Below are 24,800 nucleotides of genomic sequence, written 5' to 3'. Positions count from 1 at the left end.
GCTTGTCAGCTTTGATCCTCTGGCCAATAGGTGAAGACCTGCTCTGGCCCCGCTTGAAGATCAACGCGAATGACCGGCTTCCAAAGGCCTGCGGCACTGTCGCTCAAATCCTGCTGCATCGCTTTGGCCTGCGTGATCGCATCGAGATGCCCGCTCTGGTAGAAGAAAGCCTCCAGTGGCAGCAATTGTGGGATGTTCTGGGGCCAAGTTTCGATCAGCAATTCGTTGTGGTGTAGATACTGCTCGGGATTGAGCATCGCCTCGCGCGATTTCAGCGAAATATCGAAAGCGACAGCGTCTACAGCCAGGCTGCACTGATGTTGATTGCGATCGTTGAAGTGCTTGTCGTTGCCCGCAATGGATTGGAAGTGGGCCTTGAGTGTGGCGAGATCGAAAATACCTTGAGCGGCGCAGCGCACGCTGGCTTGGCTGTAGTTACGGTGGGCGCCGCATCCGCTTTCTTGGCGATCCCAACTCGCTGCGTCCGTGGCATACATGCACAGAGGCTTGAGCGGGTAGAGGTCTGGCGCGGCCCCAGCATCGAGCTCGCGAACGATTAGACCCTGATAGAGCGTACTCCATGCCAGCACCTTGATCCCGAGGTCTGCACGCAGGTATGAAAACGATACGCTACCGGAGTTTACTGAGCGCTGGCTGGGATTCCATACCTTGAATTGCGGGGAAAAGGTTGTCGTTCGCAGGATCACCCCATTGCAGAACAGGGAGGTTCTGCCATCGCACCGGCTGGCTGTACTGGTGTAGCGCAGGGTCAGCGCCTGTGCTGTGGCTCGCCCTTGTTGATCATGGGTCGGCGCCTTGAAAATCTGGTTATCGGTTGCGCCTGGATCCAGCGCAACGATTGGTACATCCCTGGAAGTTTCCTGGAGGAAAGCATTGCGTAATTCCAGTGCTGTTTCGAAAGCGCCACTTCTGTTGGCGTTGAAGAAAAACGCCTCGATCGGCAGTTGCTTGGGCTGCGTATCGTCCCATGTGGGTATCAGCAACTCATTGCCGGCGGTCTTGGCGATATCGGCGTGAGCCACTCGCGCCTGAAGGCTGGTGATCAGTTGCTCGGGCACTTGGGTGCTCAGCGAACACTGATCACCGCGCGCAAACTCCTTCGCCTTGAAGTGTGCGCTCCAACTGGTGACAGTGATGGCGGGGGGAATTTGCGTCGCGCACACACTTTCATCCTTGCGCGGCGGTTCGGCGACGTCTCGCATTCCGCAGCCGTGCAGACTTCGCCCATTGTTTTGGGTGCCAGCCAGAAATGGGTAGATACAGCGTGGCGACTGCAGCGTATAGCCAGCACTCATCGCTGTCGTGTTGTCCATGAAAATGAAACCGCTGGTCAGATCATTACTGTTGCTTGCCCCGTCTACTCGCAGCCAGGAGAAAGTGACCGAACCCAGCGCTTGGCTCGCTGGGCTATGGGTCCAGAAGGCATACCCGGGATTGTGCGTGGCGCGACGCAACAGGATGCCGCTACAGTGCAGCGCCGGGGCACCATGTTCACATTCCGCCACCGCACTGTTGTAGCGCGCGTTAAGTCGGTCGATAAGCGAGGGTTGATCGTTCAGCGCCAGTAATGACTGATCCATGATGGTCGCTGGAGCCGCTTGGCTGGGGCCTGGCTCGCCCTGTTGCTGAGGAATTGCCTGGACGCCGAAAGCGAACAGTGGATGACATGCAAGGGTGACAATCAGAACCACCAGCTGGAGTAAGGCGGTCTTGCGATACATGGCGCTGCCCTCATCGGTGAGTCTTTGTGCTAACGCTAGGCGGGGCGGCGCGCACTGCCAACTGGTAAATGTATCAGTTGAGGCAGACCGTTTACTCCTGAAGAAAAACCTCGGCAAACAGGTTGGGGCCTTATGAAATCATTTAATCTCGGCTCTTCGTGCGTTGAGTGGGAAAAGCGCTGACAGCGCCGAACAGGAGAGAAGAGTAATGAACGAAGCATCACGATTCTGGCGAAACCCAGAACTGCCCTTTGTCGAGGCACGGTGGGTCATCGATGGGCGCAGGGTCTGCTATGAGCCTCATTCTCACGAAAGCTTTTCCATAGGCGTGGTCACAGGTGGACGTAGCACCTACCTCAACGGCAACACATTGCGCGAGCTGACCGCAGGTGCCACCGTTCTGATGAACCCAGGCGTGGTGCATGCCTGCAATCCTCTCCAGGGGGAGCCGTGGTCTTACCTGATGCTGTACGTCGACTTGCCCTGGCTGCAGGCTCAGGGGTTCGTTCTGCCGCAGGCGACCTACAGCGACTGCACTGCGCTGTACGCGCATCTGTTGCAGGTCTTCACAAACGTGTTCGAGCAGCAGGTCTCTGGGGCGGACGTCTTTCTGAAAGCGTTCTTCAAAATGTTGCCAAGCTATCTGCAGATGCCTGGCGAGGTGGTTCGATCAGATCATCCGCGTTTGGATACCGCTGCGGCCTTCATCCGCGCCCACCGTCTCGATCCTTTGAGCCTGGACGATATCTGTCTTGTTGCTGGACTCTCCCGCAGCTACCTGATTCGCGCCTTCCGCCATCGCTTCGGCCTTACACCCCATGGTTACCTTATCGATCAACGCGTGCAGCACGCACGCGCCGAGTTGCGTCGGGGGCGGGGCATTGCAGAAGTGGCGCTGGAGGCCGGATTCGCCGATCAGGCGCATTTACAGCGCGCTTTCAAGCAACATTTGGCGGCAACGCCCGGGCACTACCGCAGCGGTTGCTGATCTAGACTTTCAGGCCAACATCAGATATGCCGCACTGATCACCAGCAAGGCCGCCAGTACCCGATTGAACAACCGCATGTTCCGGGCATTGCCCAAGTAGTGGCTGATCATGCTGCCCGCCCAAGCCCAACTGGCGACCGACACGAAGCAGATGGGCGCGTACAGCCAAGTGAACAGCCACAGCAACTGGTGATCGCCGCCTGTATAGGCGCCGATACCGGCTACCGAGGCCAGCCATGCCTTGGGGTTGAGCCACTGCATCACCGCGCCGTGCCAAGCCGACGGCGCCTGACTCTGATGTCCGGTGTGCAACTCGCCGCTGTCGCTGGCCAGCTTCCAGGCCATGTACAGCAAGAACAGCACGCCGCCCCAGTGCAGCAGACGATTGAGCAGTGGCCAACGCAGCAGCAGTTCGTGCAGGCCCAGGCCGATCAGCACAAGCAATAGGCAAAAGCCCAGGCTGGCACCGGCGGCGTGCCCCAGGCTGGCGCGCAGACCGTGTCGCGCGCCGCTGCCCAGCGCGACGATGTTGACAGGACCTGGAGAAATCGAAGCGGCCAAGGCGAAAGCGGCCATGGACAGTGACAGGCTCATGGAGGGCGTCCTCGTTGTTCTATGAAGCGGCCATGCTCTTGCAGGGGGCACTGCGGCGTATTGAACGAAAGTGCTCAGCGACCGGTTACAGTTTTTGTAATAGTTTCCCGCTGTCAGAAAAACCTGCTTCGATTGTAGGATCGACATCCCAAATTACACTTAAGGCCCTTATGAGCACCTTCGCGGAGCCCCCCAGTCCCTGGCCGTCCCGGCCGCCCTTCATGCGTCGTTCTGACGCGTTCCCCGAGAGTACCTGCTGATGGAATGGCTAGCTGACCCCACGGCCTGGCTGGGCCTGCTGACACTCATCGTGCTGGAACTGGTGCTGGGTATCGATAACCTGGTGTTCATTGCCATCTTGGCCGACAAACTGCCCCCGCATCAGCGTGACCGCGCCCGGGTGATTGGTTTGACGCTGGCATTGGTGATGCGCCTTGGCCTGCTGGCCTCGATCTCGTGGATGGTGACGCTCACTGCGCCGCTGTTCGAGGTGTGGGGTAAGAGCTTCTCAGGTCGAGATCTGATCATGCTGTTTGGCGGCGTATTCCTGCTGTTCAAAGCCACCATGGAGCTGCACGAGCGCCTTGAAGGGCATGTCGCCCAAAGCAGTGCTGGCGCTCGTCACGCGGCCTTCTGGCCGATCGTCGCGCAGATCGTGGTGCTGGACGCGGTGTTCTCGCTGGATGCGGTGATCACCGCCGTGGGCATGGTCGAGCATCTGTCGGTGATGATGATCGCGGTGATCTTCTCCATTGGCATCATGATCGTGGCCAGCAAGCCGCTGACCCGCTTCGTCAACGCCCACCCGACAGTCATCATGCTGTGCCTGGGCTTCTTGATGATGATCGGCTTCAGCCTGACCGCCGAAGGCCTGGGGTTCCACATTCCCAAGGGCTATCTGTATGCGGCGATCGGTTTCTCGATCCTGATCGAGGCGTTCAACCAACTGGCCCGGGCTCGTCGCAAGCGCAGCCTGCAACAGCACCGCCCGCTGCGCGAGCGCACCGCCCATGCGGTGCTGCGCCTGCTGGGCGGGCGTCGGGTCGAGGCTGACGAACTGGGCGAGGAGATCGCCGATCTGGTCGAAGGCGGTGAAGAACAGGTGCTGTTCGACCGCCGCGAGCGCGTGATGATCAGCGGTGTGCTGAACCTCGCCGAGCGGCCGATCCGGACCGTGATGACCGTGCGCACCGAAGTCGATGCGCTGGACCTGGCGCAGTCGGCCGAGATGATCACGCAGACGCTGATCAACTCGCCTTACTCACGGCTGCCGCTGATTCGTGACGGTCGCATCGACGAGCCTCTGGGCTTCATTCACAAGAAGGAGTTGCTCAAGGAATTGCTGACCGGTAGCACCCCGGACCTTGAGCGTATGGTGCGCCAGCCGCTGAACCTGCTGGAGAGCTTCAGCATTCTCAATGCGCTGGAGCAGATGCGAGGACAGTCGACGCACATTGCGTTCGTGATCAACGAATTCGGTGATTTCACCGGCGTGCTGACCATGACCGACATTCTTGAGTCGATCGCCGGTGAGCTTCCCGATGCCAGTGAGGTGGCCGGGCCGGAGATCGTCCAGGAGGTCGATGGGTTCGTCGTCAACGGGGCGCTGAACCTGACCCAGGTGCAGGCGCGAACCGGCTTCGCCGCCCGCGCCACCGAGGATTACCAGACCCTCGCCGGACTGGTGATGAGCCTGCTCGACCGCCTGCCGATGGTCGGCGATCAGCTCGACTGCAATGGCTGGCGCATGACGGTGATGGCGGTGCAGGAGCGCCGGGTGCGCCAGGTGCGCCTTACACCGCCCGCCGACGCTGACGCAGGTGCTTGATGCCCTCCAGCACCAGGACCAGTACGGCAGCCCAGATCGGCAGATAGGTCAGCCACTGGTCCGAGGTGATGGTTTCGCCCAGCAGCAGTGCCACGCCAACTAGCAGCACCGGTTCGACGTAGCTGAGCAAACCGAACAGGCCAAAGGGCAGTAAGCGGCTGGCCAGCACGTAGACGATCAGCGCCGAGGCGCTGATCGCACCGAGCAGGGGAATCAGCCCATACAGTCCAGGATGGGCGGCCAGGTCGGCCGTTGTCAGCGGTCCCTCGATCACGAAGTACAGGGCCCAGGGCAGCAGCAGGCACATGTCGCACCACAAACCGCCCAGGTGGTCAGTGCGGCAGCGTCGGCGCAGGACGAAGTAAATCGGGTAGCCCACCACCACCACCAAGGTTTCCCAGGCGAAGCTGCCATGCTGGTACAACTCGTGGCCAACGCCTAGGGCCGCGCAGCCCACGGCCAGTTTTTGCAGGCGTGAGAGACGTTCGCCATAGACCACTCTGCCCGTGAGCACCATTGCCAGGGGCAGCAGGAAATAGCCCATCGATACCTCCAGACTGCGCCCATGCAGCGGTGCCCACAGGAACAGCCACAACTGGATGCCCAGCAGCGATGAAGTGCCGATCATGCCGAGCAGCAGGACGGGTGTCTGGCGAATCCGTGTCAACAGTTCGCCGACATGGCGCCAGTCCTTGCTCAGTAGCATGAACAGGGTCAGGCACGGCAGGGTCAGCAACGTTCGCCAGCCAAAAATTTCCTCGCCGTCGAGCGGAGCAAGCAGGGAGGTGTAGAAATACATCACGGCGAACAGACAGGACGCCATGACGGACGAGATGATGCCTTTTGACACGAAAGCCTCGATAGCTGGAGAGTGAACGGACCGATCAACCGGGCATGATGGCAGCGGGGGTGTCCGGGGGCAACCGGCCGCTTGAGGAACGTGCGGCGAGTGCCTGGATGAAGGCCTCCAGTGGCATGGGCCTGGCATGCAGGTAGCCTTGCTGGAAGTCCACCTGATGCCGTGCAAGGTAGTCGCGCTGCACCTCGGTTTCCACCCCTTCGGCGACCATCGCCAGATCCAGCTTGCGCGATAGCTCGATGATGGTGTCGAGGATGTGCTGCGAGAGCGCGTCGCCGCCGATCATGGCGACGAAGCTCTGATCAATTTTCAGATAATCGATGTTGAACTGACGCAGGTAGCTCAGGCTGGATTGCCCGGTACCGAAGTCGTCCAAGGCGATCTTTACGCCCATCTGGTGGAGTTTCTCGAACAGTTCGAGGGTCATCGGCGTGACTTCGAGCAGCTTGCGTTCGGTCAGTTCCAGCGTTAGCAGCACCCGTCCGGGGGGGAAGAAGCCGAGGAAGGCGCGACACTCGTCGAGCAGGGTGAAGTCCTGGCAATGATCGGCGGTGATGTTGATGCCGATGTGAAAGCCTTCATCCATGAAGGCGGCATAGGGGGCCAGACCTTGGGCGGTGCGCAGCATCAACGCGCGAGTCATGGGTACGATCTGCCCGCTGTGCTCGGCATAAGGGATGAACAGGTCAGGGGAGACCAGCCCCTCGCGCGGGTGCTGCCAGCGCATCAGCACTTCAGCCCCGGCCCAGCGATAGTCGCTTGTGCGCACCACGGGCTGGAAATACGGGATGAACTCGTCGGCCTGCAGCGCCCTGTCCAATTCACTGCGTGACGAGGACGCCCGGCGCAGTTGCCAATGGCAGGTCATGCCGATAAATGCGCCGATGACACACAGCAGGGCGAGCAGCGCTGGATAGTGGCTGTAGAGCGTGCGCAGCGATTGATGTGCGCGATAGCCGCCATGTACACCGAACGGATAGCGGGAGGAATACAGCGATATTGGCGTGCTGCCTGTCAAAGGCGGCTTTGAGATGTGCACCCGACCGTCGGCACCCATCCAGTGCGTGCCGACCTGAATCTGCAGGGCTTCGTCATTGGCAATCAACTGCAAGGCGGTAACGAGGTGATCCCCATCCACCGTGAGCAGAACGCCACGCCCAGCCTGGTGGGTTCGATAGACCAGCAGCGCGTGGTCGGGCGTGACCGTGTTTCCATCCATCAACCACAGTTGACCTTCAGTGTAGCGCTGGGCTTCGACCGGCTCATGAATAGCGCCAAACAGGGACGAGCAATAAAGTATGTCGTTGGCGAACAGGTTGGTCGAGCGGATGAACGCGTTGCGCGTCACCTGCTCGCGCAGTGCGAGCGTCACCTCTGCGCAAGGGCGGCCTGCCAGCGGCGCCAGGATCTTCGCTGCCGCCGACACGCTGTCGAGAATGCGTTCGACGTGATTGACCACTTGTCGTGCCGTGGCCACGCTGCGCTCGTGCAGGTTACGCTCGACTTGCCACTCTAGCAGGACTAATCCGCACAGCAGCGGCAGCGCGCCAACCGTCCAAGGTAGTAGAGCCCGCCAGGTTCGATGACGTTGACGTTCAAGCGTGAGAGGCATGTGAGTCTTGAGGTGAGTGGCTGCCGACAGCACAAGAATAGTCGGTGATGCGCCCGCACACTGAACGAGTGCGCGACAAAGGAAATTACGCCCTGTAGAATCAAGTTACGAATACAAGAATAAGGTTTCCCGTTTTGGGGAACCGACCCAGCCGAGAACATTGCTATGGCGTATCACGGGTTCAAGCTTCTCATCGGTGATTTTCTCGCCCGCAGCGTCAGGGGAATTCCCTGCTCGCCGCCTGTCCTGTCTGACATCTCACGCATTCGAGCATATTCATTCTGTTGCAGCTGAGGATAACGACATGGCAGATCTTTTCGAAAACCCGATGGGCCTGATGGGCTTCGAGTTCATCGAGTTCGCTTCCCCCACCCCAGGCGTTCTTGAGCCCGTGTTCCAAGCATTGGGTTTCACCAAGGTGGCTACTCACCGTTCCAAAGAGGTGCACCTGTACCGCCAGGGCGGCATTAATCTGATTCTCAATAATGAGCCTAAGAGTATCGCTTCGTATTTCGCGGCCGAGCATGGCCCGTCGGTATGCGGCATGGCGTTTCGTGTGCGCAACGCGCACGACGCTTACGCTAGAGCGCTGGAGCTCGGCGCGCAGCCGGTTGAGATCGAAACCGGCCCCATGGAGTTGCGCCTTCCGGCGATCAAGGGAATCGGTGGTGCACCGCTGTACCTGATCGACCGCTTCGAAGAGGGCAGCTCGATCTACGATATCGACTTCAACTTCATCGAGGGTGTCGATCGTAATCCGGTTGGGGCGGGACTGCAGGTGATCGATCACTTGACTCACAATGTCTATCGCGGGCGCATGGCCTATTGGGCCGGTTTTTACGAAAAGCTGTTCAATTTCCGGGAAATTCGCTACTTCGACATCAAGGGCGAGTACACCGGCCTCACTTCCAAGGCCATGACCGCACCTGATGGCATGATTCGCATTCCGCTCAACGAGGAGTCCTCCAAGGGCTCCGGACAGATCGAGGAGTTCCTTATGCAGTTCAACGGAGAGGGCATTCAGCATGTTGCCTTCCTCACCGACGATCTGCTCCAAACATGGGATGCCCTGAAAGGTATTGGCATGCGCTTCATGACGCCGCCTCCCCAGACTTACTACGAAATGCTCGAGGAGCGTCTTCCAGGGCATGGCGAACCGGTCGATCAACTCAAAGCTCGAGGTATTCTCCTCGACGGCGCATCGGTGTCGGGGGATAAGCGCCTGTTGCTCCAGATTTTCTCCGAAACCCTGATGGGGCCCGTGTTCTTCGAGTTCATCCAGCGCAAGGGAGATGATGGTTTCGGAGAAGGAAACTTCAAAGCGCTCTTTGAATCCATCGAGCGTGATCAGGTTCGTCGAGGCGTGCTGAGCGCCGAGTGATCACACGTGTCGGGTCAAGCCGCCGGTCGCCGACTGGCGGTTTTACCGTCGGTGTTGACCCTTCGATTACGCAGGCTCCAGATCACGACGGCAGAAGTGAGTGCACTGATCAGCACCAGTGAGGGGAGCACGCTGTTTCTTGCCTGGCGTGCTTCCGCGGCAGTGAAGCCTTGCGGATAGCCGACTTTTATTCGGTATCCGTACTTCTTGGAAACTCCGCCTTCCAAGAACTCCGACATTGAGGGGCGTATTTGCTCACGGCTGTCGCCCTCTGTCCAAATGTACTGATCGCCGACTTCAACGATCAGACGCAGGCCATTTTTGAAGGCGCGTAGTTCGTTGCGTATTTCCAGTCAATAGGTTGTGGCGACGACTGAGCGGTCGCCGTTGACCAAGCGATAGGCCACCAGTGCGCCATCGGGTATCGCGGTCGAATCGAAGATCAACCGGAGGGTCTGGTCCGGGGCAAAGTCGGGAAGTTCCATGGTCTCCATGCTGCGGCATATTCGCCCCGCGCCCTGATTGACGATCAGCGATTGCAGTCTAGGGTTGCCTGCGACCTGGGCGGCGAGTCTGTTCTGAATGTCCTGGCAGGGTCTTGTCCCTGACGGCAGGGCGAGTACTGCTGCGGCGCGCAGACCATCGAACAGACGGTCGAACGTGAACAATGCTTCGTCTACGGCGATCTTCGCGCTTTGCTCCAAGCGTTTATTCAATTGATAGTCCATGACGAGCAGCCCAGAGATCAGTGGCGCAGCACCGATCAGCAGTGCGATCGCCAGAGTGACCATGCGACGGCTTTGATGCTTTGGATGCCTTGATATGCTCATTGATTTCCTAATCCGATAGTGGAGGACTCCAAGAGCCTAAGGCTGTGTCTGGGGCCACGCTGTAGGTCATATCTGTAGCGTATGAAGCAAGGCATGCTCAATGCGTGGGATTGATTACGCCTACCCCCCCGAGCCAACGGTGGACGCGCGCCTGCCAGACGGCGCTGGCGATCCATGTGCTAGGCTCAAAACCACCTCAATACTGCCCAGGAGTTGCCATGGACCCGGAAACTCTGCTCCGCTACCCCATCTTCGTCGTCATGCTAGAACGGGAGTCTGTTCCGTGAACGCTGGCAAAGCGGCTCGTATGGGTGCTACACAGGTGATTCACCTAGCGGCAGCTTCCTGTTCTGCACAAATGGCGGGCGAACACATCACGCGTTTCGACTGGGGGCCGACACCGCTCGGTGCCTTGACGCAATGGCCGCCGTCACTGCGAGTGGCGGTGGATATCATGCTTTTGTCGCCATTTCCGTGTGCATTGGTATGGGGTCGAGCGCTCACCCTGATACCTAACCGCAGCTACATGGCGCTTCTGCCCGGTGTCAAGCAATCACTCGGCATGCGCTTTGATCTCTTGTGGCACGAGGAGTGGCCGCGTATCGGCCCCTGGGTCTTCCAGGCACTGGAGGGGCGTGCGAATTTCATTGATGCACCCATTCAGTTGAACAGCCATGAACATGATGGGCCTGCCTGGTTCGCCTTTGGCTACGCTCCACTGCGTGACGAGCAAGGTGCAGTGGCCGGGCTCCTGCACACGGCGATCGACAACACCGCCAGCATGGAGCAGGTCAGGCAGTGGCGCGAGCAGGCGCAGGGTTTCGAGCATCAAGTGGGGCAATATCTGCCCAGCAGCGATCATCTTTGGCGAATGGCGCGCGATGCGATGGTCGTCGTCAGCCGTGAGCTTACGCTTCTGGCTGCAAATGAAGCCTGGCAACGGGTACTGGGATGGGACGTGCAGGGCATGGATACCGTTGCCCTGGTGGACCTGGTTCATCCCGGTGATCGCGCGGAAGTCAGGTTGGCCATCACCGACTTGCTACAGGGAAAGGCGGTCCATGAAGTCGAGTCCCGACTCAGGCACAGAGATGGGCATTATTGCTGGATGTGCTGGAGCGCCCGCTCACAAGGCGACGTTTTGGTGGCAGTTGGACGTGATATCACCCAGGAGCGCTCCAGTATCGTACGCGAGGCCGAAGGCCTGCTCCGTGACAATCAGCGCATGGAAATCGTGGGCCAACTGGCAGGTGGAATGGCCCACGAAATGAACAATCTGCTGGCCGGCGTCGGAGGGAGCTTGGAGTTGCTCCAGCGACGGATGGGCCAAGGTCGAATGGAGCGCATCGACGAGTACGTCCACGTCGCGCGCGACTCGGTGCAGCGTGCCATGGCCCTTACGCACCGGCTGCTGGCCTTTGCCCGAAGCCAGCCGTTGCAGCCGCGCCCGGTGAACGTCAATACCCTGCTGCTGGAATTGAAACCGCTCGTGCATCAGGCGCTAGGCCCGGATTTCGAAGTTCACTGGCAACTGGATGTCGCGCCCTGGCCAATACGGGTGGACTGTGCCCAGTTGGAGATCGCCATGCTGCATTTGTGCAGCAACGCGCGGGATGCGGCGGCTGAGCAGGGCGTGCTGACCGTTCGCACGTCGAACGAGCGCTTGCCGGCTCGGACGCTGCATGGAGAAAGCATACCGGCCGGAGACTATGTCGCCATTCTTGTCAAAGACGGGGGTACCGGCATGCCGGCAGAGATCCTCAGCCGCGCGTTCGAGCCGTTTTTCACCACCAAACCGAAAGGTCGGGGCTCTGGGCTGGGGCTTGCGATGGTTTACGGGTTCGTCCACCAGTCAGGCGGTCATGTGTGGATCGAGTCCAGTCCCAGTGACGGTACCGTAGTGACTTTGCTATTTGCCCGGTATCCGGGTGATTTGCCGGCCAGCGACTCCGATATACGCGCTTGTGAACGCAAGCTTGGGAACGGGGAACGGATACTGTTGGTCGACGATCAGCTCAATCTCAGGGCATTGATGCGAGAGGTGCTGGTAGATAACGGTTTCGAGGTGCGCGAGGCGGGTGACGCGGCGCAGGCATTGGCGTGCTATGAACAGGACGGCCCCTACGACTTGGTCATTACCGATATAGGTCTGCCGGGAGGCATGAGTGGGCGGCAGGTTGGCAAGGCGATCCGCCAGACCAGGGCAACGCAAAAAATGCTGTTCATTACCGGCTACACCGAGCAACCGCTGGAGTCCAGTTTGCTTGGAAAACCGGGTACTGCATTGATGCTCAAGCCGTTTTCGCTGGAAAACCTGGTCGGCAAGGTCTACCAGATGCTGGATGAATAGCCTGTATCAGTGGTCAGCGAGCATTTTGAGGATCTGATCACGAAGATGCTGCAGTTCGAATGGTTTGCACATCAGATGCATTCCCGGATCGAGAAAATCATCTCGAGAAACGGCGGTCTCTGCATAGCCGGTGATCAGCAAGATCGGCAGGCCTGGGCGTAGCGTCCGCGCGATTTCTGCCAATTGGCGGCCGCTCATCCCCGGCAGCCCAACATCGCTGAGCAGCAGGGACACCTGCGTGCCGGAGCCAAGCATCTGCAGCGCTTGTGTGGCGTCCTGGGCAGTCAGGCAAGAAAGCCCGTCTTCGGTCAAGGACTGATAGAGCAATGCGCGGACATCGCGGTCATCTTCGACGATCAGTATGGGTCCCTCGGTGCTGCCAGGGCGACGGAGCAATGGGGCGGGAGCGGGGGCTGCCAGGCTCCGAGGCAGGTACAGATCGATTTGAGCGCCATGGCCTACTCGGCTGCGCAGGGTGACATATCCATGGGATTGCCGGCTGAACCCATACACCATCGACAAGCCCAGACCTATTCCTTGGCCAACAGGTTTAGTACTGAAAAACGGTTCGAACGCATGATCGAGGGTGGTCTGTGACATGCCTTGGCCAGTGTCGATGACGCTCAAACGGACGTAATCGCCGGTGCTCAGACCGCTTTGCGGAAAACACAGCGCATCGATGTGCTCGTTGCACGCCTGGACAGTAAGCTTGCCACCATTGGGCATGGCCTCACAGGCGTTGCATAACAGGCTGTCCAACGATTCCCGCAACTGTTGAGCGTCTGCTTGCAGGGCCCATAAATCCTCCGGCACGTTCAGCATAAGCTGAACGCACTCGGGCACGATTGCACGCAGTCGCTGAGGATCAAGCAGCGTCTTAAGCTCGAGTGTTTGCTTCTGCAACGATTGGCGAGAGGAAAATGCCAACAACTTGTGTGTCAGCTTGGCGCCGCGCGCCACTGAGTCACGACCCATACGCACAACCTTGTCCAGGTCTTCGAGGCGGCCCTTTTGTAATCGTCGCTCGATGAGTTCGAAACTCCCCCCGATGCTGGTCAGCAAGTTATTGAAATCATGGGCGAAACCACCAGCGAGCTGACCAATGGCATCCATTTTGCGCCTATGCTGGAGAGTGTTGTCGTCACGCGCCGCATAGGTTTCAAGCCGATCGGTGAGTTCGCGCAATGCCTCACGGGCAAGATATTGACGCTTTCGGGTGCGCATTGCCTGTTCAGCCAAGCTCAGTAACTGTGCCTCATCGAAGGGATGGTACAAGCAAGACAGATTGCCAAGGCTCTGTGCTAGCGCCGAGCCGCTGCCTGTCTTCATCATCATCAAGATTGGCAAGTCAGACCAATTTGGCTGGGCGTCGACAAACTGCTGCAGTGGGGATTTCTGATCAGTGGACAGCACCTGCTCATCGACCAAGACCAGCGCTGCGCCCTCACTGAGCCATACCCCAAGACGTTGGTTGTCAGTGGTGCACAAGCACGTGATGCCCCCGCCCGAAAGCATCTTCGAGGCCTTAGCGGCAACGTGCTGTGGCGCCAGAATGAGCGCCCTTTCGTCGTAGGGCAGTGAACCTGACAAGACCAATCTCCCGAGCGTGGGGCGGCCTGAAGCGATGGGGCATTCAGCGAGCCGATACTCACTGGACCGCCTATTTTCCGCCAGGGTTCAAAGTGCTTGTAAGAAAGGGCTACAAGCCCTGTTGCAGGTAAGGATCGTCGGGATTTTGCCGCTCAAGTTCGGCGAGCAATACCTGAACGTTCTGCAATTGCCCAGTCTCTTTCCAGTAGTGGATCAGTTGCACCCGCGCACGGCGATTGGCGGGTTGGCGATCCAGCAGGTTTTCCAGCTGCTTTTGCGCGGCCTCTACCTGTTCAAGGTCATGCAGGGTAATGGCCAAGGTGTAGCGGTAGTCGGCGTTGTCAGGTTCGAGTTCGACTGCTCGCGATAGTGCAAGCAGGGCATACTCGCGTTGTCCGTGGCGTAACAGCCAGAGACCGAGCTCATACTGCAGAAATGCGGAGTCTGGACGCAGTGCCAACGCCTGTGCGAGTACTTCGCGGGAGGCATCGTGCCGGTCCATGGCCTCTAGCAGTCGCACCTGGGTTGCCAATGCGTCCGGATCTTGCGGCGCCAATCTCAGGCTGCGGGCGAGGGCGGCTTCGGCACTTGGGAAGTCTCGCTCGTGCAAGTACAGCCGCGCCAGATGGACCTGGGCCTGGGCATCGTCTGGCTGTTGCTCGAGGGCTTGCTGGTACTGCTCGAGCGCTGATTGCAAAGGGCGGAAATACAGGCCGATGGCGTCCGGATCCAGGCCCATCAACGCGTCTACGGCGGCGAAGCGCACGCTTTGCTCTTCATCCTCGAGCAACGGCCCCAGCACCAGGCTGCGCTGGGCTGGTGGCAACAGGCGTCGAATGCTGGCAATGGCTGCGCGCCGAACCAAAGGATCACCGTGCTCGAGGTCTTGCTTGGCCAGCTTGAGCGCTTGGGGGGAAGGGTAATTGGGTAACTCGTTGTACAGCGCAGCCCGACGGATCGGGGTGAGATCGTCCCGCTGGAGTTGCTGATAGAGCACCCGAGCGGCGCCTGGCAGTCCGGCATGGGCCTGCCGTAACGCTTTGGCGTAGCGTTCGGCAGGTGGGCCGGGAGGCGAGGATGCGGGAGTTCGCCACACGACAAGGATGGCCGCGGCCAGAACCGCCAGCGCGAGCGGCAGCGCGATCAGGTAACGGTGACGGATGGACATCAGCTGTTCCGTGAACTCGGGAGTGCAGAGCTTGGGACAGGTGGAGGTCAATTGCAACGGTGTCGCGGCTCGAGCTCGCGATCGATATGGGAAACACTTTCACGCCCATTGTCCTGCTGATAGGACTAATAAAGCTGCTTTGAGCGGCTAATTACCCATTGCCCGGGTTGGTAGACTGATCCGCAGCCAAATGAGGAGTTTTCCCATGAAACAGGTTCTGAGTGTGCAACGAAGCCCACAGCCGCACTGGGTAGGCAATGGCTTTCCCGTGCGCAGCCTTTTTACCTATGATCGGCAGGCAGCGCATGTCAGCCCCTTTCTCCTGCTCGATTACGCCGGTCCCCACGTATTTGCCCCACTGAGGCGCGTCGCGGTGTCGGGCAGCACCCGCACCGCGGCTTTGAGACCGTCACCATCGTCTATCAGGGCGAGGTCGAGCACCGCGACTCCACGGGCGCTGGCGGACTGATCGGCCCGGGCGACGTGCAGTGGATGACCGCGGCTGATGGGATCATTCATGAAGAGTTTCATTCACCGGCGTTCGCTCGGCAGGGCGGCACACTGGAAATGGTTCAGTTGTGGGTCAATCTGCCCGCCCGCGACAAGCAGGCAGCGCCGGGCTATCAGACATTGCTCGACCGAGACATCCCCCGCGTGTCATTGGCGCACGGCGCCGGCAGCCTACGCGTGATTGCCGGCGAGTATGAAGGGTACAGCGGCCCGGCGCGGACATTCACCGCCATGGATGTATGGGACATCCGTCTTGATGCAGGCGCTTCCCTGCAGTTGCCGATCAGCACCGGGCGCAACGCTGCACTGGTCGTGTTACACGGTGCGCTAACCGTCAACGATTCACAGCGAGCCGCCGACGGCGAGCTTGTGCTGCTCACGCGTGAGGGCGAAAACGTTCGTGTGGCGGCGCAGCAGGATGTTTCGCTATTGCTGCTCAGTGGTGAACCCATTGACGAACCCATCGTTGGCTATGGGCCGTTCGTGATGAATACGCAAGCGCAGATCGCCGAAGCATTCGACGATTTTCACGCTGGGCGCTTCGGCAAGATACCCGCGTCGACATCGACGCCGGAGCGGTGAACTGAGTCCTGTACGGCCGTCCGTCACCTGGCCGGGAAGAATGCTCGAACTAACAGGATCGCGTGATGCTCATCAGTTAAGGCGTAGCGTGTGATCGCGCGGCTCAATTAGCCGCCCTGATAATCACGTGTTAGCTCACAGGCAATATCCATTGGCGAAGGACAGGTGAATGGCGTAATCCCTCATCTGGCTATCCACCGTTTTGAGGGTCTGACAATGTCTCTGAGTGGCGTTTCGATGCTGGAAATGCGTCAACTGATCGAGCAAGCCTGCCTGCCAGATCGTTGCGAGGTCAGTAGTCGCGATGGGGTGAGCTTGACCATCCGGCTTGGCACGGGCTCAAGCCTTGTCGACTGCGTGACACTGACCGACGTGCGACTGGACAGCCTGAACAGTTCTCGCGATCTGATTGGCCTGCTTGGAAAACTCAAGGAAGGGCAGCGTCTGGGCCACCTAGCGCCGCAAAAGGCGTCGCCTCGTTTACGGGCCTGACTTTGGGCGGATGCGGGTGGGGTTGGTGCACACCCAACCCCACTCAAGGTGATCGGCCGCAAATGGGATCAGTGCGTCAACGCTGCGGGTTCAGCGTCAGGTGCACATGACGGTTCACGTCCTTGTACAACAGGTAGCTGAACGGACCTGGACCGCCGGAGTAGCAGGCCTGTGGGCAGAAAGCGCGTAGCCACATGAAGTCGCCGGCTTCGACCTCTACCCAGTCTTGGTTCAGGCGATACACCGCTTTACCTTCCAGCACATACAATCCGTGCTCCATCACGTGGGTTTCGGCGAACGGAATCACGCCGCCGGGTTGGAACGTGACGATGTTGACGTGCATGTCATGACGCATGTCAGCCATGTCGACGAAGCGCGTAGTCACCCAGCGGCCCTCGGTTCCTGGCATTTCGATGACGGTCGCGTTGTCACGGTGGGTGACGAAGGATTCAGGCGCGGCTAGGCCCTCTACCTTTTGATAGTGCTTGCGCAGCCAATGGAAGGTGACGTTGGCCTTGCTGTTGTTACGTAGGCTCCATTCGGCCCCGGGGGCGAGAAACGCGTAGCCACCGGGCACCAAGGTATGACGTTTGCCTTCGACGGTGATGTCGATTTCGCCTTCAACGACAAACACCACCGCTTCGGCATTGGGGTCCAGCTCGGGCCGCTCGCTGCCGCCTTCAGGGGCGACTTCGACAATGTACTGGGAGAAGGTTTCGGCAAAGCCGGTCAGCGGTCGGGCAATGACCCACATGCGCATCTTGTCCCAAAACGGCAGATGGCTGGTGACGATGTCACGCATCACACCCTTTGGGATGACGGCATAGGCTTCGGTGAACATGGCACGGTCAGTCAGCAACTCGGTCTGAGCCGGGTGCCCTCCGTGAGGGGCGAAGTAGGAGTGATTCGACATGGACGGTCTCGATTTGTTGTTCTGCCCCGTGCCGTAAGCCGCACCGTCCGGTGCGCCGCAGGGGATGCGAGGCCAGCATAGGGCGCGTCCGAGGCTATCCACAAATTAAATGTTGGAATAATCGGCATTCATCTTTCAAATGCAATTTCCGCTTCTCAGCGATTGCTGGTCAGACGCTGTTGAGCGGCCACGCATCCGTTGATCTCCACGGCTTTCTGCAGCATGGCCTGACTGCGTTGTGGGTCGAGCTCGCCAAGCAACCGGTAGACTTCTGCCTGGTAGTCACGTTGACGTCCCCACTGCAGCTCCAGTCCCTGCGGGCGGTTGCGGTTGCATGCCAGGCGCGGGGCGGGTTGAGGATAGTAGGGGGCATAAAGGGTGGCCATACCTGCAATGGCCTCCAGAGCGTCTTGGTAGGCAGGGCTGGTACTGAACGCAGGGCACCAGTTGGCGATGGCCGTGGCCGGTGGAGCGAAGCCCTGCCGAAGGCTGGATTCGAGCAAAGGGCAAGCCGCCTCGGCGATTTTTCCGGCTGGCAGGTAGGTCATGTAATACAACGCCAAGCGGTACTGGGCAACCGGATGACCCAGTTCGACTGACTTCTCCAGTAGTGCGACCGCGCTCGGCAGCGTGCGCGCCATGGCCTGGCCCTGCCGGCTAAGCTCTGGGTCGCGCAGGTCGGCAGTGCGCAGCGGACTGGCGCTGTCATTTTCTGCGTCGGCCTGCTCCAGCAATGGCAAGGCCTGGCGGTAGAGAAGATCGGCGTGAGGGTCGATGCGCACTTCAAGCGCCAAGGCCGCAACCGGCATCAGCGTTGCGAGCAGTCCCGAGAAAAAGACAGCTCGACTCACAAATACGCCTCGCGGGTAAGCGCGGGGCACTGGAGCAGGACCAGCGCGGAATTCAGTGCTTGGGAGTTCATGGCGAGTACGCGTTTGCCTCGAGCGACCGGGAGCGGTGACGGGCTATTCTAGCCATCACCGGGTGCTTGTCGAAAGGGCCGCGAACAGCAATCAGACGAGCTTGAAGGGCGAAGCCTTGCGGCTGGCGTATTTTTCCTGCGCCAAGCCGAGCTTGGCGGTGATGACTTTGGCGAGTGCATTGTTGCCGAGGTCGTTGAGATGCAGACGGTCGATGAACAGATCCTGGCCGAATACGGGTGAGCTGCTGAGCATGCCATTCATGTCATAGCAAGGCACTGGCTCCGCCTGGCTTTTTATCCGCCGGAAAAAGATCGAATGCAGATGATCGTCGTACACGCCGTCCAGCAACCGATCGTAATGGTCCGACCGTTGGAGCAGCAGCTTCAGCATTGCCTGTTCTCCAGGCGGTAGTTTTTCTCTGCACCATGGAAGTAGCGGCTGCAGGATGAAGGTCAGCGAGGTATGGCTGTCAGCGAGCAAGCGATCCCATTGCAGCAACGTGCGGCCAATGCGATCGGCGGCGCGGATCAAGCGCTTTTCAGGTGACGATAATACCGGTGGCGGTAGGGGCTGCTGACGGCGCCGGAAAAGGCGCTGCAGCCAATGCGGCCACGGCGGGCGGTGTGTCGTCGCCTGCTGTGGCTGCGCATCTGAGGTTCGGTGTTCGGGCGCATCGACACGCATATTCGCTTGCTGATCGTCAGCAAGCATTTCGCACATGCCCTCGTGTGCCAGCGTATTGAGTCCGCTCAGGATCACCACATGACCGATCCGCCCCAGTCGAGGTTGGTGGCTCAGGAACAGCAGTAACTCCTGGGTGGCGTCGAGCCCGCAACCTGCCAGACTCAGCCACACCTCGCCAGTCAGCAGGGCCAGGCAGGAGGCCACCGTCTGCTGGTCGGAGCTCGCGCCGATTCCCAATGCGGTCGAGCCGCCCACCAGCAGGTTGACGCGTGCCGAGCCGCCACGCTCGGCCAGGGAATAGCGCTTGCCGCCGAGGTGACTGTAGCGCAGGCCCAGCGCATCGGTATTGATGATGTCTGAGCGATAGCCTCGCTCATGAACGTAGAGCGTGAGGGGGGCACGGCGTCCGCCCAGCAGCAGGAAGCGCTGATAGTCTTCGCGCAGCGCCTGGCCGCAGTTCATCTCCAGCGTGTGGTCGATCGGTGCCATAGGCGCTCCTGTGGGCCGGGCCTGTTCAGCCGGCCAGCTCCCTGAGGTTGTACAGCAGGCCGCCTGCAGCAATCAGCAGCAGCGCGATGCCTGAGGCCAGGCTGATCATCCGGCTGCTGCGCTGCGAGGCGATCTTGCCGATCGCGAAGATGTACAGGCTCAGCACGGCAAAATCGATGGCAATCCACAGCAGCGACAGCACCACCATGCTTTTTCCGAACGACTCGGTGATCTGGATGAACTGCGGAAAGAAGGCAATGAAGAAGATGATGTCCTTCGGGTTGGAGATGCCGACCATGAAACCCTGCAATAACCCGCCGCGGCCTCCACTCGTCGCCATCGCGCTCTGTTCGGCAGCAGCAGCGGAGCTCGCTGGGGGCTTGAGGGCCTCGCGCAAGGTGCCCGAGGCGATGTAGCCGATGAACAGGCAGCCCAGCAGGCTCATGCCGCTGAGCCAGGCCTTGTCGATGGCCGCGCTGGTCATGATGATCCAGGCGGCGGCGCCAATCAGTACCAGCGATGCCCAATTGGTGCCTACTGCCGTGAACAGTGCCTTGCGTGCGCCTGCCGCGGCAGCGGTGTTGACGACCAACGCCACTACTGGGCCAGGGGTGGCGATCAGCAGCAAGACGGTCAAGGCATAGGTGGCGGTCAGTGCGGTATTCACGTTCAGTTCTCGATCTTATGTTCGATAGGGGGGCCAGGATTGAAAGGGCAGCGCGCGGGGTTGAGTGAGCCGGTTTCCTGGAGTTGGTACTGCGTCCATTCGTAGTTGTCGGGCTCGCCGAAGAACCCCAGGCTCTGGGGCACTCGCCCATCGTTGTAGCGCGCGACCCGTTCGCGGATTCGAGCGCGAATCCGTTGCCCGCTCTGGGTCGTGGCGCTGGCCACCTCGTCGAAACTCTCACGCGGATTGATCACGAAAACGATGCTATGGCCCAAATTGCGGCTTTTCATCTGCCGGTGAGCCGGAAAACTCATGTTGATGAACAGCGGCATGCTGGCGAAGCAGAACGACCATTGCGTGTCGTGAGGATCACGTGGCACGTCTTGGGGCCAGGGGTGAGGGTCGCGAGCGTGTACTTGCTGCAGAATCTTCCACGCAAGCGCCTGCTGTTCTGCCAGCGTGCCGTGTTCGCGGGTTTCGAGAAACACCAGCAGTGGACAGCCGATCCGCTGCTTGAGCGGGATCGGCGCAATGGTCTGTACGTAGTCGGCCAGCCCGCGAGCGATATCGTTGGCCGGATCCTCGGCGCGGGCAAACAGGATATGGCAGGTGCCGGCGGCCACCGCCTTGCGCCCGAACAGGCAGGGAAAGCCAGGATTGGCAAGAATGGCTTTGAAGTGTTGCAACGTGGTGTACGTCCAATGCTGTTTGCTCTGGACATGTTCGTCGGCCAGCTCTAGCGCATCCAGGCGATAGCAGTTTCCATAACCCGTAAACATGTTTTCCCCAGAAGAATGCTATGAAGTGGTTTTTCTGCCTTATCGCGGCGTATTGGCTGAATGTAATTGTTATTTACCTGCATTTTCTGGAAGCAGGACTCGGTTGTAAAACGCCTGGAACTATGAGTAACTATTAGTTTCACTCATGGTTTGGCGGCGAAGATGTCAGAACGGATTCAGGCTTTGCACGCCTTGCGTGCCTTCGAGGTGGCCTCGCGCTACGGATCCTTCACCCGTGCAGCGCAAGAGCTGGCATTGACTCAGGGTGCCGTCAGCCACCACATCAAGACCTTGGAAGCCTTGTTCGGCTGCGACCTGTTCGAGCGCCGAGGCCCCAAGCTGCGCCTCACCGAGCACGGCCGTCTGCTGGCCCAAGAGCTCAAGGTCGGGTTCAAAATCATCGAGAACGCCTGTGCGCTGTTGCGTCAGGACCGCTACGGCCTGCGCTTGAAGGCCGCATCGACCCTCACCGTACGCTGGTTGCTCAGGGCGGTGGACAGCTTCAAGAGGGCCGACGACAGTTGCAGCGTGCAACTCTCCAGCGTGTGGATGGATATCGACACGGTGGATTTCTATTCCGAGCCCTATGACTGCGCCATCCTGCTGGGCAATGGCCGCTTTGCAGCCGACGTCGAAAGCGTGAAGCTGTTCGACGAATGGCTGATCCCCGTGTGTCATCCGGACTATCTGAGCGACCCGGCACCGCCCTTGTCGGTGCTGCGCGAATGTGAGTTTCTGCACCCGTCATCCGACCGCCGCGATTGGCGCCGCTGGCTGGCGCGGGTGGATGCCCCGGACATCAGCATCGACCAAGGCCAGGTGTTCGATACCTTGGACCAGGGCATCTCCGCTGCCCAGCAAGGGTTGGGGATTTCGGTGGTCGATCTGGTACTGGCCAGCGCCGACCTTGATGCCGGGCGCCTGATCACCCCGTTCAGGCAGGCGGTGTCGACGGGTGACGGCTATTACATGACTTGGCTCAAGGCCAGCCCCAAGGCCAAGCAGATGGCCAAGTTGCGCGATTATCTCATCGGTCAGGTGCCGCCTCTGGCATTGAAGGACATCACCTACCTGTATGGCTGATCCGTCCCTGGATCGTGGCACTGACCTCAGAAGCCGAAATGGCTCAGGCCTGGGTGATCGTCCGGTCGGCGCCCCAGTGACCAGCGGAATTGGCGGTCTTCTTCGTTGATCGGCATCTCATTGATGCTGGCGTGGCGATGCTGCATCAGGCCGTCGGATGCGAACTCCCAATTTTCATTCCCGTAGGCGCGATACCACTGACCGCTGTCGTCGCGGTACTCATAGGCATAGCGCACCGCGATGCGGTTGTCGGTGAAGGCCCAGAGCTCTTTGATCAGCCGGTAGTCATGCTCGCGGTTCCACTTGCGGGTGAGAAAAGCCTGAGCCTCGTCGCGATTGCTGACGAAATCGACTCGATTGCGCCAGCGGGTGTCGAGCGTGTAGGCCAGGGCGACTTTTGCCGGATCGCGGCTGTTCCAGCCGTCTTCGGCCAGGCGGACTTTCTCGATGGCGGTTTCACGGCTGAACGGTGGCAGGGGTGGACGGGACATGGCGAAACTCCTCTGAGTGCAGATCGAGTAGGCGACCTGATGGAGTGAAGCCTAAGCTTTCACGGCTAGCACGAGAATCCGCCCGCGTGTCAGTTCATCATTTCGCCGGGCGGAACAATCGCCGATTGTTACCTGTGGTGCGTCAGAGCGCTTCGCCCATTCCCCGTCGCGCTACGTGAGTGCGTCCACCCAGCCACACCAGCAGGAGCGCGCTGGCGGCGAGCAATCCACCGGCCATCGGCACGGCTGCGTAGCCAAGGTCCAGACTGATCACCGCGCCGCCCAAGGCCGCGCCGAGTGCGTTACCCAGATTGAACGCGCCGACGTTGATCGACGACGCCAGCCCAGGCGCCTCGGCGGCGGCGGTCATGACCCGCATCTGCAGCGGCGGGACGACGGCGAAGGTGAAGACGCCCCACACCAGCAGCGCCAGCGCCGCACCGACGTGAGTGCCGAGCACCAACGGCATCGACAGCATGATCACCGCCAGAATGGCCAGCACGATGCGCGCGGCACCGTCCAGCGACCAGTCGGCCAGGCGCCCGCCAAGGCTGTTGCCCAGGGTGAAGCCCACGCCGATCAGCACCAGCCCGAGGGTCACGAACGCCGCCGAGGCGCCGGTGAGCGCCGTGAGCACTGGCGCGACATAGGTGTACAGCGTGAACATCGCGCCGGCGCCGAGTACGGTGGTGGCCATGGCCAGCAGCACATTTGCACGGCCGATCACCGCCAGCTCCTTGCGCACAGGCGGCACACTGCCGCGTTCACCTTTGGGCAGGGCATACCACAAGGCAGCGATGGCGATGAGGCCCAGCACGGCGGTGCCGGCGAAAGCCATGCGCCAGCCAATCTGCTGGCCGATCCAGGTGGCAGCAGGCACCCCACCAATGTTGGCGATGGTCAGGCCCATGAACATGCTGGCGATGGCGCTCGCCTGCCGTTCCTTGGGCACTACGCTGGCGGCGACCACCGCGCCGAGGCCGAAAAATGCCCCGTGGTTGAGGCTGGTGATCAGGCGGGAGATCAGCAGGGTGTAGTAATCCGGCGACAATGCCGACAGCAGGTTGCCTACTGTGAAGATGCTCATCAGCAGCATCAGCGCCGCGCGCTTGCCGAAGCGGCTGAACAGCAGGGTCATGATCGGCGCGCCGACCATCACACCGATCGCATAGGCGGTGACCAGCATGCCGGCGCTGGGAATGCTGGCGTTGACGCCTTCGGCGATGACCGGCAGCAGGCCCATTGGGGCGAATTCGGTGGTGCCGATGCCGAAGGCGCCGATAGCCAAGGCAAACAAGACACGTTTGGGATGCAGGACGCTCATCGAGAACTCCAGGTGATGGCGGTGGAACGACAAAGGAGGAGGGCGCCGGTCACGCCGGCGCCGGGTGGTACAGGATCAATCCCAGGCAGGCGCCAGCCCCGCCGGGCTGACCTCACGGCCGTTGCGCTCCAGTCCGGCGATGCGCGCCATGTCCTGTTCGTCCAGGCGCAGGTCGCGGGCGAGCAGGTTGCTGGCCAGGTTCTCACGTTTGGTGGAGGAGGGAATGACCGCATAGCCTAGCTGCAAGGCCCAGGCTAGAGCAACTTGAGCGACGCTGGCCTGGTGCTTGCTGGCGATCTCGGCCAGCACCGGATCCTTGAGCACCTTGCCATAGGCCAGGGTCATGTACGAGGTCACGGCGATGCCTTGCTCACCGAGGAAATCGGCCAATCGACGGTTTTGCAGATAGGGACTCAGTTCGATTTGGTTAGTGGCGATTTCGCCCTTGCCGACCACCTCGATGGCCTGACGCGTCAGTTCGATGTTGAAATTGGAAATACCAATCTGTCGGGTCAATCCTGCCCGTTTGGCCTCGGCCAGTGCGGTCATGAATTCACGCAGTTCCACACCGTTGCCCGGTGCCGGCCAATGGATCAGGGTCAGGTCGACCTGGTCGGTGCGCAGTTTGCTCAAGCTTTCGCGCAGGCTGGGGATCAGCTTGTCGGCAGCGTAATTGTGGGTCCAGATCTTGGTGGTCAGGAACAACTGGTCGCGAGACACGCCACTCTCGGCGAGAGCCTGGCCGACATCGGCTTCGTTCTTGTAGATCTGCGCGGTATCGATGGCGCGATAGCCCAGTTGCAGGGCCGTCTTGACCGAGTCGATGACGGTTTGACCGGTCAGGCGATAGGTGCCGAGGCCGAAGGCAGGGATAGTCATGCAAGGTGCTCCACGCAAAGGATGATCGAATTCATTCGAGCC

The 24,800-nt window shown here is 60.2% G+C and carries 21 protein-coding genes and 1 pseudogene; 7 read left to right on the top strand and 15 right to left on the bottom strand.

Features of this window, described 5'->3' with window-relative positions:
- Nucleotides 1-5: 5 nt before the first annotated feature.
- Nucleotides 6-1,742, bottom strand: coding sequence for a hypothetical protein (locus ACK2SD_RS13340; protein ID WP_412459984.1), 1,737 nt, complete (start codon nucleotides 1,740-1,742; stop codon nucleotides 6-8).
- A gap of 208 nt (nucleotides 1,743-1,950) precedes the next feature.
- Here ACK2SD_RS13340 and ACK2SD_RS13335 point away from each other — a divergent pair, with 208 nt between their 5' ends.
- A complete protein-coding gene (locus tag ACK2SD_RS13335; RefSeq protein ID WP_412459983.1) occupies nucleotides 1,951-2,730 on the top strand; it encodes an AraC family transcriptional regulator in 780 nt (259 codons plus the stop codon).
- A gap of 9 nt (nucleotides 2,731-2,739) precedes the next feature.
- Here the strand turns inward: ACK2SD_RS13335 and ACK2SD_RS13330 are convergent, their stop codons facing one another.
- Nucleotides 2,740-3,324, bottom strand: coding sequence for a LysE family translocator (locus ACK2SD_RS13330; RefSeq protein WP_412459982.1), 585 nt, complete (start codon nucleotides 3,322-3,324; stop codon nucleotides 2,740-2,742).
- Between the two features lie 259 nt (nucleotides 3,325-3,583).
- On the opposite strand from ACK2SD_RS13330, the gene ACK2SD_RS13325 reads away from it, so the two are divergent.
- Nucleotides 3,584-5,152 carry a TerC family protein gene (locus tag ACK2SD_RS13325; RefSeq protein ID WP_039577642.1) on the top strand — a complete coding sequence of 523 codons (1,569 nt, stop codon included), beginning with the start codon at nucleotides 3,584-3,586 and terminating at the stop codon, nucleotides 5,150-5,152.
- Here the strand turns inward: ACK2SD_RS13325 and rarD are convergent.
- Nucleotides 5,118-6,002, bottom strand: a complete 885-nt coding sequence (gene rarD, locus ACK2SD_RS13320) for an EamA family transporter RarD (protein ID WP_412459981.1) — start codon at nucleotides 6,000-6,002, stop codon at nucleotides 5,118-5,120. The two genes, ACK2SD_RS13325 and rarD, sit on opposite strands and share 35 nt — an antisense overlap.
- 34 nt (nucleotides 6,003-6,036) lie before the next feature.
- A complete protein-coding gene (locus tag ACK2SD_RS13315; protein ID WP_412459980.1) occupies nucleotides 6,037-7,623 on the bottom strand; it encodes an EAL domain-containing protein in 1,587 nt (528 codons plus the stop codon).
- A gap of 304 nt (nucleotides 7,624-7,927) precedes the next feature.
- Here ACK2SD_RS13315 and hppD point away from each other — a divergent pair, with 304 nt between their 5' ends.
- Nucleotides 7,928-9,004: a 4-hydroxyphenylpyruvate dioxygenase gene (gene hppD / locus ACK2SD_RS13310; protein ID WP_412459979.1), complete on the top strand. Its 1,077-nt coding sequence runs from the start codon at nucleotides 7,928-7,930 to the stop codon at nucleotides 9,002-9,004.
- A gap of 353 nt (nucleotides 9,005-9,357) precedes the next feature.
- Here hppD and ACK2SD_RS13305 read toward each other — a convergent pair whose 3' ends face one another.
- Nucleotides 9,358-9,834, bottom strand: a complete 477-nt coding sequence (locus ACK2SD_RS13305) for a CSS-motif domain-containing protein (RefSeq protein ID WP_412459978.1) — start codon at nucleotides 9,832-9,834, stop codon at nucleotides 9,358-9,360.
- Nucleotides 9,835-10,117: 283 nt separating this feature from the next.
- Between ACK2SD_RS13305 and ACK2SD_RS13300 the strand changes: the two genes are divergently transcribed.
- Nucleotides 10,118-12,184, top strand: a complete 2,067-nt coding sequence (locus tag ACK2SD_RS13300) for an ATP-binding protein (RefSeq protein WP_412459977.1) — start codon at nucleotides 10,118-10,120, stop codon at nucleotides 12,182-12,184.
- Between the two features lie 6 nt (nucleotides 12,185-12,190).
- On the opposite strand, the gene ACK2SD_RS13295 is transcribed toward ACK2SD_RS13300, so the two are convergent.
- Nucleotides 12,191-13,774, bottom strand: a complete 1,584-nt coding sequence (locus tag ACK2SD_RS13295) for a response regulator (RefSeq protein WP_412459976.1) — start codon at nucleotides 13,772-13,774, stop codon at nucleotides 12,191-12,193.
- Nucleotides 13,775-13,883: 109 nt separating this feature from the next.
- Nucleotides 13,884-14,942, bottom strand: coding sequence for a tetratricopeptide repeat protein (locus tag ACK2SD_RS13290; RefSeq protein WP_412459975.1), 1,059 nt, complete (start codon nucleotides 14,940-14,942; stop codon nucleotides 13,884-13,886).
- Nucleotides 14,943-15,147: 205 nt separating this feature from the next.
- Between ACK2SD_RS13290 and ACK2SD_RS13285 the strand changes: the two are divergent.
- Both ACK2SD_RS13285 and ACK2SD_RS13280 read left to right on the top strand, forming a co-directional pair.
- Nucleotides 15,148-16,034, top strand: a pseudogene (locus ACK2SD_RS13285) (pirin family protein).
- Between the two features lie 216 nt (nucleotides 16,035-16,250).
- A complete protein-coding gene (locus ACK2SD_RS13280) occupies nucleotides 16,251-16,526 on the top strand; it encodes a DUF1652 domain-containing protein (protein ID WP_412462314.1) in 276 nt (91 codons plus the stop codon).
- A gap of 76 nt (nucleotides 16,527-16,602) precedes the next feature.
- Here the strand turns inward: ACK2SD_RS13280 and ACK2SD_RS13275 are convergent, their stop codons facing one another.
- The 5 genes from ACK2SD_RS13275 to ACK2SD_RS13255 form a co-directional block, all read right to left on the bottom strand.
- A complete protein-coding gene (locus ACK2SD_RS13275; protein ID WP_412459974.1) occupies nucleotides 16,603-17,439 on the bottom strand; it encodes a bifunctional allantoicase/(S)-ureidoglycine aminohydrolase in 837 nt (278 codons plus the stop codon).
- A 155-nt stretch (nucleotides 17,440-17,594) separates the two neighbouring features.
- A complete protein-coding gene (locus ACK2SD_RS13270) occupies nucleotides 17,595-18,248 on the bottom strand; it encodes a hypothetical protein (RefSeq protein WP_052192037.1) in 654 nt (217 codons plus the stop codon).
- A gap of 204 nt (nucleotides 18,249-18,452) precedes the next feature.
- Complete coding sequence (locus ACK2SD_RS13265) at nucleotides 18,453-19,535, bottom strand: hypothetical protein (RefSeq protein ID WP_412459973.1); 1,083 nt, start codon at nucleotides 19,533-19,535, stop codon at nucleotides 18,453-18,455.
- 25 nt (nucleotides 19,536-19,560) lie between these two features.
- A complete protein-coding gene (locus tag ACK2SD_RS13260) occupies nucleotides 19,561-20,202 on the bottom strand; it encodes a LysE family translocator (protein WP_304484917.1) in 642 nt (213 codons plus the stop codon).
- 2 nt (nucleotides 20,203-20,204) lie between these two features.
- The gene (locus ACK2SD_RS13255; RefSeq protein WP_412459972.1) at nucleotides 20,205-20,981 is read right to left on the bottom strand and encodes a YqcI/YcgG family protein; all 777 of its coding nucleotides are present in this window, start codon (nucleotides 20,979-20,981) and stop codon (nucleotides 20,205-20,207) included.
- A 162-nt stretch (nucleotides 20,982-21,143) separates the two neighbouring features.
- On the opposite strand from ACK2SD_RS13255, the gene ACK2SD_RS13250 reads away from it, so the two are divergent.
- Nucleotides 21,144-22,064 carry a LysR substrate-binding domain-containing protein gene (locus ACK2SD_RS13250; protein WP_412459971.1) on the top strand — a complete coding sequence of 307 codons (921 nt, stop codon included), beginning with the start codon at nucleotides 21,144-21,146 and terminating at the stop codon, nucleotides 22,062-22,064.
- 26 nt (nucleotides 22,065-22,090) lie between these two features.
- Here ACK2SD_RS13250 and ACK2SD_RS13245 read toward each other — a convergent pair whose 3' ends face one another.
- The 3 genes from ACK2SD_RS13245 to dkgB all read right to left on the bottom strand — a co-directional run bounded on the left by ACK2SD_RS13245 (nucleotide 22,091) and on the right by dkgB (nucleotide 24,758).
- Complete coding sequence (locus ACK2SD_RS13245; RefSeq protein WP_412459970.1) at nucleotides 22,091-22,555, bottom strand: DUF1348 family protein; 465 nt, start codon at nucleotides 22,553-22,555, stop codon at nucleotides 22,091-22,093.
- A 142-nt stretch (nucleotides 22,556-22,697) separates the two neighbouring features.
- Nucleotides 22,698-23,879, bottom strand: a complete 1,182-nt coding sequence (locus ACK2SD_RS13240; protein ID WP_412459969.1) for an MFS transporter — start codon at nucleotides 23,877-23,879, stop codon at nucleotides 22,698-22,700.
- A 75-nt stretch (nucleotides 23,880-23,954) separates the two neighbouring features.
- Nucleotides 23,955-24,758, bottom strand: coding sequence for a 2,5-didehydrogluconate reductase DkgB (dkgB, locus tag ACK2SD_RS13235; RefSeq protein WP_412459968.1), 804 nt, complete (start codon nucleotides 24,756-24,758; stop codon nucleotides 23,955-23,957).
- Nucleotides 24,759-24,800: the final 42 nt, after the last annotated feature.

This window comes from Pseudomonas sp. SC11, from assembly GCF_047039205.1.
Classification (GTDB): domain Bacteria; phylum Pseudomonadota; class Gammaproteobacteria; order Pseudomonadales; family Pseudomonadaceae; genus Aquipseudomonas; species Aquipseudomonas boreofloridensis.
The sequence above is the reverse complement of the archived record's forward strand: the minus strand, read 5'-3'. Positions and strand labels throughout refer to the sequence as shown.

Coding starts and splice junctions, on each gene's coding strand:
- ACK2SD_RS13340 (WP_412459984.1), bottom strand. CDS start 1,742: ATGTATCGCAAGACCGCCTTACTCCAGCTGGTGGTTCTGATTGTCACC.
- ACK2SD_RS13335 (WP_412459983.1), top strand. CDS start 1,951: ATGAACGAAGCATCACGATTCTGGCGAAACCCAGAACTGCCCTTTGTC.
- ACK2SD_RS13330 (WP_412459982.1), bottom strand. CDS start 3,324: ATGAGCCTGTCACTGTCCATGGCCGCTTTCGCCTTGGCCGCTTCGATT.
- ACK2SD_RS13325 (WP_039577642.1), top strand. CDS start 3,584: ATGGAATGGCTAGCTGACCCCACGGCCTGGCTGGGCCTGCTGACACTC.
- ACK2SD_RS13315 (WP_412459980.1), bottom strand. CDS start 7,623: ATGCCTCTCACGCTTGAACGTCAACGTCATCGAACCTGGCGGGCTCTA.
- hppD (WP_412459979.1), top strand. CDS start 7,928: ATGGCAGATCTTTTCGAAAACCCGATGGGCCTGATGGGCTTCGAGTTC.
- ACK2SD_RS13305 (WP_412459978.1), bottom strand. CDS start 9,834: ATGAGCATATCAAGGCATCCAAAGCATCAAAGCCGTCGCATGGTCACT.
- ACK2SD_RS13290 (WP_412459975.1), bottom strand. CDS start 14,942: ATGTCCATCCGTCACCGTTACCTGATCGCGCTGCCGCTCGCGCTGGCG.
- ACK2SD_RS13280 (WP_412462314.1), top strand. CDS start 16,251: ATGTCTCTGAGTGGCGTTTCGATGCTGGAAATGCGTCAACTGATCGAG.
- ACK2SD_RS13275 (WP_412459974.1), bottom strand. CDS start 17,439: ATGTCGAATCACTCCTACTTCGCCCCTCACGGAGGGCACCCGGCTCAG.
- ACK2SD_RS13270 (WP_052192037.1), bottom strand. CDS start 18,248: ATGCCGGTTGCGGCCTTGGCGCTTGAAGTGCGCATCGACCCTCACGCC.
- ACK2SD_RS13265 (WP_412459973.1), bottom strand. CDS start 19,535: ATGGCACCGATCGACCACACGCTGGAGATGAACTGCGGCCAGGCGCTG.
- ACK2SD_RS13255 (WP_412459972.1), bottom strand. CDS start 20,981: ATGTTTACGGGTTATGGAAACTGCTATCGCCTGGATGCGCTAGAGCTG.
- ACK2SD_RS13250 (WP_412459971.1), top strand. CDS start 21,144: ATGTCAGAACGGATTCAGGCTTTGCACGCCTTGCGTGCCTTCGAGGTG.
- ACK2SD_RS13245 (WP_412459970.1), bottom strand. CDS start 22,555: ATGTCCCGTCCACCCCTGCCACCGTTCAGCCGTGAAACCGCCATCGAG.
- ACK2SD_RS13240 (WP_412459969.1), bottom strand. CDS start 23,879: ATGAGCGTCCTGCATCCCAAACGTGTCTTGTTTGCCTTGGCTATCGGC.
- dkgB (WP_412459968.1), bottom strand. CDS start 24,758: ATGACTATCCCTGCCTTCGGCCTCGGCACCTATCGCCTGACCGGTCAA.